We start from the raw sequence: 6,074 nt of genomic DNA on the forward strand, positions 1-6,074 counted from the left end.
GGCGGCCCGCCGTACGGTCCCGGCTGGTTGTGACTCATCAGGCTGTCCCCTCCGAATGCTTATGCGTTGCGTACATCCTGACGGAAACGCCCCTGACATGGGGTGGCGCGAGGCACACCGTTACTGAACAATCCCGTTTCAGTGCAGGACTGTGACGGCCCTAAACTGTCCGCGTGACCGAGAACGCATCGCAGCAGCCAGCAGCCACCCCCGAACTGCCGACCCAGTACGCGCCGGCCGAGGTAGAGGGGAAGTTGTACGAGCGCTGGGTGGAGCGCGGTTACTTCACGGCCGACCCGGAGAGCGAGAAGCCTCCGTACACGATCGTCATCCCGCCGCCCAACGTCACCGGCTCGCTCCACCTGGGCCACGCCTTCCAGCACACGCTGATGGACGCCCTCACCCGCCGCAAGCGGATGCAGGGGTACGAGGCGCTGTGGCTGCCCGGCATGGACCACGCCGGAATCGCCACCCAGAACAAGGTCGAGCAGCAGCTCGGCGAGGAGGGCAAGTCCCGCCACGACCTGGGGCGCGAGGAGTTCGTCGAGCGCGTCTGGCAGTGGAAGGAGGAGTACGGCGGCAAGATCCTCGGCCAGATGCGCCGCCTCGGCGACGGCGTCGACTGGACCCGCGAGCGCTTCACCATGGACGAAGGGCTCTCCGCTGCCGTCCAGACCGTCTTCAAGAAGATGTACGACGACGGTCTGATCTACCGCGCCGAGCGCATCATCAACTGGTGCCCGCGCTGTCTGACGGCCATCTCCGACATCGAGGTCGACTACCAGGACGACGACGGCGAGCTCGTCTCCATCCGGTACGGCGAGGGCGAGGAGTCCCTGGTCGTCGCCACCACCCGCGCCGAGACGATGCTCGGCGACACGGCGGTCGCCGTCCACCCGGACGACGAGCGGTACGCCCACCTCGTCGGCCGGCGGATCAAGCTGCCGCTCACCGACCGCACCATCCCCGTCGTCGCGGACACCCACGTCGACCCGGAGTTCGGCACCGGTGCCGTCAAGGTGACCCCGGCCCACGACCCGAACGACTTCGCGATCGGCCGGCGGCACGACCTGGAGTCGATGACCGTCATGGACGAGCGCGGTGTCATCACCGTCGCCGGTCCCTTCGAAGGCCTCGACCGCTTCGAGGCGCGCTCCGCCGTCGTCGGCGCGCTGCGCGAGCAGGGCCGGATCGTCGCCGAGAAGCGCCCGTACGTCCACTCCGTCGGCCACTGCTCCCGGTGCAGCACCACCGTCGAACCGCGCCTCTCCCTCCAGTGGTGGGTCAAGGTCGAGACCCTCGCCAAGGGGGCCGGCGACGCGGTCCGCGACGGCCGGGTCACGATCCACCCCAAGGAGATGGAGCAGCGCTACTTCGACTGGGTCGACAACCTCCGCGACTGGTGCATCTCGCGCCAGCTCTGGTGGGGCCACCGCATCCCCGTCTGGTACGGCCCCGAGGGCCAGGTCGTCTGCGTCGGCCCCGACGAGCAGCCGCCCACCGGCGAGGGCTGGACCCAGGACACCGACGTCCTGGACACGTGGTTCTCCTCCGGGCTGTGGCCGTTCTCCACGCTCGGCTGGCCCGAACAGACCCCGGAGCTCAAGAAGTTCTACCCGACCGACGTCCTGGTCACCGGCCACGACATCATCTTCTTCTGGGTCGCCCGGATGATGATGTTCGGCCTGTACGTGATGGACGGCGAGGTCCCCTTCAAGACGATCGCGCTCACCGGCCTGGTCCGCGACGAGCGCGGGAAGAAGATGTCGAAGTCCTTCGGCAACGTCGTCGACCCGCTGGACTGGATGGACACCTACGGCTCCGACGCCGTCCGCTTCACCCTGGCCAAGGGCGCCAACCCCGGCACCGACGTCCCGATCGGCGAGGACTGGGTCCAGGCCTCGCGCAACTTCGCCAACAAGATCTGGAACGCCACCCGCTTCGCGCTGATGAACGGCGCGACCGTGGAGGGCGAACTCCCGCCCGCCGAGCAGCTGTCGGCGACCGACCGGTGGATCCTGTCCCGCCTCGACAGGACCGTCGCCGAAGCCGACGCCTACTACGACGACTTCCAGTTCGCCAAGCTCAGTGAGACGCTCTACCACTTCGCGTGGGACGAGGTCTTCGACTGGTACGTCGAGCTGTCCAAGACGACGTTCTTCGCGGGCGGCGAGCAGGCGAAGGTCTCCGGCCGGGTCCTCGGCGAGGTCCTCGACGTGATGCTGCGTCTGCTGCACCCGATCGTCCCGTTCGTCACGGAGACGCTCTGGACCACGCTCACCGGCAACGAGTCCGTCGTCGTGGCCGACTGGCCGAAGGCTGTGAAGGTCCCTGGGGCCGACGCCCCGGGCGGCTTCCGCGACGAAGCCGCCGAGAAGGAGATCGAGCTCGTCCAGCAGGTCGTCACCGAGGTCCGCCGCTTCCGCTCCGACCAGGGCCTCCAGCCCGGCCAGAAGGTCCCGGCCGAGCTGGCCCTGGCCGGTACGGACCTCGCCCCGCACGAGGCCGCCATCCGCCAGCTGCTGCGCCTGCAGCCCGCCGGGGACGGCTTCCACGCGACGGCCACCCTCCCGGTGGCAGGTGCGACGGTCGCGCTCGACCTGTCCGGCACGATCGACGTCGAGGCCGAGCGCAAGCGGCTGACCAAGGACCTGGGCGCCGCCGAGAAGGAGAAGGCCCAGGCGACCGGGAAGCTCGGCAACGAGGCGTTCCTGGCCAAGGCCCCGGACAACGTGGTCGACAAGATCCGCGGCCGGCTCGCCAAGGCCCAGGCGGACATCGAGCGGATCACCGCCCAGCTGGCGAACCTGCCGCAGGGCTGATCCCCTGGCCATGGAGCCCCCGCACCCCCGACCGACCGGGGGCGCGGGGGTTCCGCCGTACCCGGCCGCAGACCGCACACCGGGCGCTGCGCACGTTGTCGGTGCCCATCCGTAGACTGGCCCTGTGAGTGAGCCCCGCCCTTCAGACCGGCACGACGCGTCCGATCCCGACGACACCTTCGCGGAGATCGTCGACGAGGAGACCCAGCGCGACCCCGACCTGGCGGTGATCGAGGCCGGGAGCCGCACCCTGCGCACGCAGTCCGGCCCGCCCCAGGGCGACGCGGTCCCCGCCCGCCCCGCCGACCCGGAGACCGACCGGGCGCTGCGCGCCGTCGAGGAGGAGCTGGCAGGCCGCTGGGGCGAGACCAAGCTCGAACCCTCGGTGACCCGCATCGCGGCGTTGATGGACGTGCTCGGTGAGCCGCAGCGCGCCTACCCCTCGATCCACATCACGGGGACCAACGGCAAGACCAGCACGGCCCGCATGATCGAGGCCCTGCTCGGCGCGCTCGACCTGCGCACCGGCCGCTACACCTCCCCGCACGTCCAGTCGATCACCGAGCGGATCAGCCTGGACGGCGCCCCGATCTCCGCCGAGCGCTTCATCGAGACGTACGAGGACGTCAAGCCGTACGTCGACATGGTCGACGCCCAGCAGCCCTACCGGCTCTCCTTCTTCGAGGTGATGACGGGCATGGCGTACGCGGCGTTCGCCGACGCCCCCGTCGACGTCGCCGTCGTCGAGGTCGGCATGGGCGGCACCTGGGACGCCACCAACGTCATCGACGGCTCGGTCGCGGTCGTCACCCCCATCTCGCTGGACCACACCGACCGCCTCGGCACCACCCCCGCCGAGATCGCCGGTGAGAAGGCCGGGATCGTCAAGCAGGGCGCCACGGTGATCCTGGCGCAGCAGCCGGTCGACGCCGCCCAGGTCATGCTGAAGAAGGCCGTCGAGGTGGACGCCACGGTGGCCCGCGAGGGCATGGAGTTCGGCGTCGTCTCCCGCGAGATCGCCGTCGGCGGCCAGCTGCTGACCCTGCGGGGGCTCGGCGGCGCGGCCACCGAGTACACCGAGGTCTTCCTCCCGCTCTACGGCGCCCACCAGGCGCACAACGCGGCGGTCGCCCTCGCCGCGGTCGAGGCCTTCTTCGGTATCGGTGCGGAGCAGACCCGCAGCCTCGACATCGAGGCCGTGCGCAAGGCCTTCCTCTCGGTGCGCTCGCCCGGCCGTCTCGAAGTCGTACGCTCCAGCCCGACCGTCGTCCTGGACGCCGCCCACAACCCGGCGGGTGCCCGCGCCGCGGCCGAGGGCGTCTCGGAGGCGTTCAGTTTCTCCCGGCTGATCGGGGTCGTCGGCGCCAGCGACGGCAAGGACGTCCGCGGGCTCCTCGAAGCCTTCGAGCCGATCTTCGCGGAGGTCGTCGTCACCCGGAACTCCAGCGCGCGCGCCATGGACGCGGACGAGCTGGCCGCGGTGGCCGTCGAGGTCTTCGGCGGTGACCGGGTGCAGGTCGAACCCCGCCTGGACGACGCGCTGGAGGCGGCCATCACCCTCGCCGAGGAGGAGGCCGAGTACGCGGGCGCCGGAGTCCTGGTGACCGGGTCCGTGATCACGGTCGGCGAGGCCCGGCTGCTCCTGGGGAGGCGCTGACTGTGCGTACGCTCTGTGCATCCACCCTGATCAGCGAGTTCCTCGTGATCGGGTTCGCCGGACTCGTCGCGATGAAGTCCGACGACCTCGCCATGGGCACGGTCTGGACGGTGTGCGGCATCGGCATGGCGCTGTCCGTCCTGCTCTGCGGGGTGCTGACCCGGCCCGGCGGGCTCCAGCTCGGCTGGGCCCTCCAGATCGCGCTGCTCCTGAGCGGCTTCTTCGTGCCGATGATGTTCATCCTCGGGGTGGCCTTCATCGCCCTGTGGTGGGCCTCGATCCACTACGGGCGGAAGATCGACGAGGCGAAGGCCCGCTGGGCGGCGCTCGCGGAGGCAGAGGAGAGCGCAGAAGCCACGACCCAGGGATGACGCAGCGTGAGCCCGGTCGTCGGCCCGTTTCCCTTCCCCTGTAATCTCAGGGCGCTCACCCGCACCGTTTCAGTCTGCTAGGAGCCGCACATGACTCAGCGCACTCTCGTCCTTCTCAAGCCCGACGCCGTCCGGCGTGGGCTGATCGGCGAGATCGTCGGCCGCATCGAGCGCAAGGCGGGCTGGACGATCACCGCGCTGGAGCTGCGGACCCTGGACCAGGAGACGCTGGAACAGCACTATGGCGAGCACAAGGGCCGCCCGTTCTACGAGCCGCTCCTGGAGTTCATGTCCTCCGGTCCCGTCGTCGCCCTGGTGGCCGAGGGCGAGCGCGTCATCGAGGGCGTCCGCGCCCTGGCCGGCCCGACCGACCCGATCGCCGCCGCGCCCGGGTCCATCCGCGGTGACTTCGGTACGATCACCCGCGAGAACCTCATCCACGCCTCGGACTCCGAAGAGTCCGCGGAGCGGGAACTGAAGCTGTTCTTCCCGGGGATCTCCTGACTTCGGCTCCGCCAAACAGCGCTCAGCACCTGGGGCGACCGAAGGAATTCGGTCGCCCTTCGGCATAGGGTCACGTGTCGCGGGAACGCATCCCCCCGACATGACGTCACCATGGGTGGAACGGGCATCTGTTCCACTCGTAAAGGCGAAGGGCCCTCGCGCTGTGTCCGTGCATACGGCACTACGATGGAAGCTTCCACGCCCGCAGCGCCAACCCTCGCCTACCTGGAACAAGCCATTTTTCGCTTCCTGGGAAGGCCCGACGCATCCTCATGGGGAACAAGGGGAACTCAATGTCGTTCATCGGCCGTGACATGGCTATCGACCTCGGGACTGCCAACACGCTGGTGTACGTCAGGGGGCGCGGCATCGTGATGAACGAGCCGTCCGTCGTGGCCATCAACACCAACACCGGCGGAATCCTGGCGGTCGGCGCCGAGGCCAAGAAGATGATCGGACGCACGCCCGGCAACATCGTCGCCGTGCGGCCGCTGAAGGACGGCGTGATCGCCGACTTCGAGATCACGGAGCGCATGCTCCGCTACTTCATCCTCAAGGTGCACAAGCGCCGTTACCTGGCCCGCCCGCGGGTCGTCGTCTGCGTGCCGTCCGGTATCACCGGTGTCGAGCGACGCGCCGTCATCGAGGCGTCGACCCAGGCCGGCGCGCGGCAGGTGCACATCATCGAGGAGCCCATGGCCGCGGCCATCGGCTCCGGCC

5 protein-coding genes are annotated in these 6,074 nt (G+C 69.6%); all 5 read left to right on the forward strand.

The window, feature by feature from the left end; genetic code table 11:
- Positions 1-173 precede the first annotated feature (173 nt).
- On the forward strand, positions 174-2,822 hold the full coding sequence (locus IH13_RS0117085) for a valine--tRNA ligase (RefSeq protein WP_031085351.1): 2,649 nt from the start codon (positions 174-176) through the stop codon (positions 2,820-2,822).
- 124 nt (positions 2,823-2,946) lie between these two features.
- Positions 2,947-4,479: a bifunctional tetrahydrofolate synthase/dihydrofolate synthase gene (gene folC, locus IH13_RS0117090; RefSeq protein ID WP_031085352.1), complete on the forward strand. Its 1,533-nt coding sequence runs from the start codon at positions 2,947-2,949 to the stop codon at positions 4,477-4,479.
- 2 nt (positions 4,480-4,481) lie between these two features.
- The gene (locus tag IH13_RS0117095) at positions 4,482-4,850 is read left to right on the forward strand and encodes a DUF4233 domain-containing protein (RefSeq protein ID WP_031085354.1); all 369 of its coding nucleotides are present in this window, start codon (positions 4,482-4,484) and stop codon (positions 4,848-4,850) included.
- Positions 4,851-4,940: 90 nt separating this feature from the next.
- Positions 4,941-5,354, forward strand: a complete 414-nt coding sequence (gene ndk, locus IH13_RS0117100) for a nucleoside-diphosphate kinase (protein WP_031085355.1) — start codon at positions 4,941-4,943, stop codon at positions 5,352-5,354.
- A 293-nt stretch (positions 5,355-5,647) separates the two neighbouring features.
- Positions 5,648-6,074 (forward strand): rod shape-determining protein (locus IH13_RS40110; protein WP_031085356.1); only part of this gene is annotated, 427 nt, incomplete at its 3' end.

Origin of the sequence: Streptomyces sp. NRRL WC-3549 (genome assembly GCF_000721935.1) — a bacterium.
Taxonomy (GTDB): Bacteria; Actinomycetota; Actinomycetes; order Streptomycetales; family Streptomycetaceae; genus Streptomyces.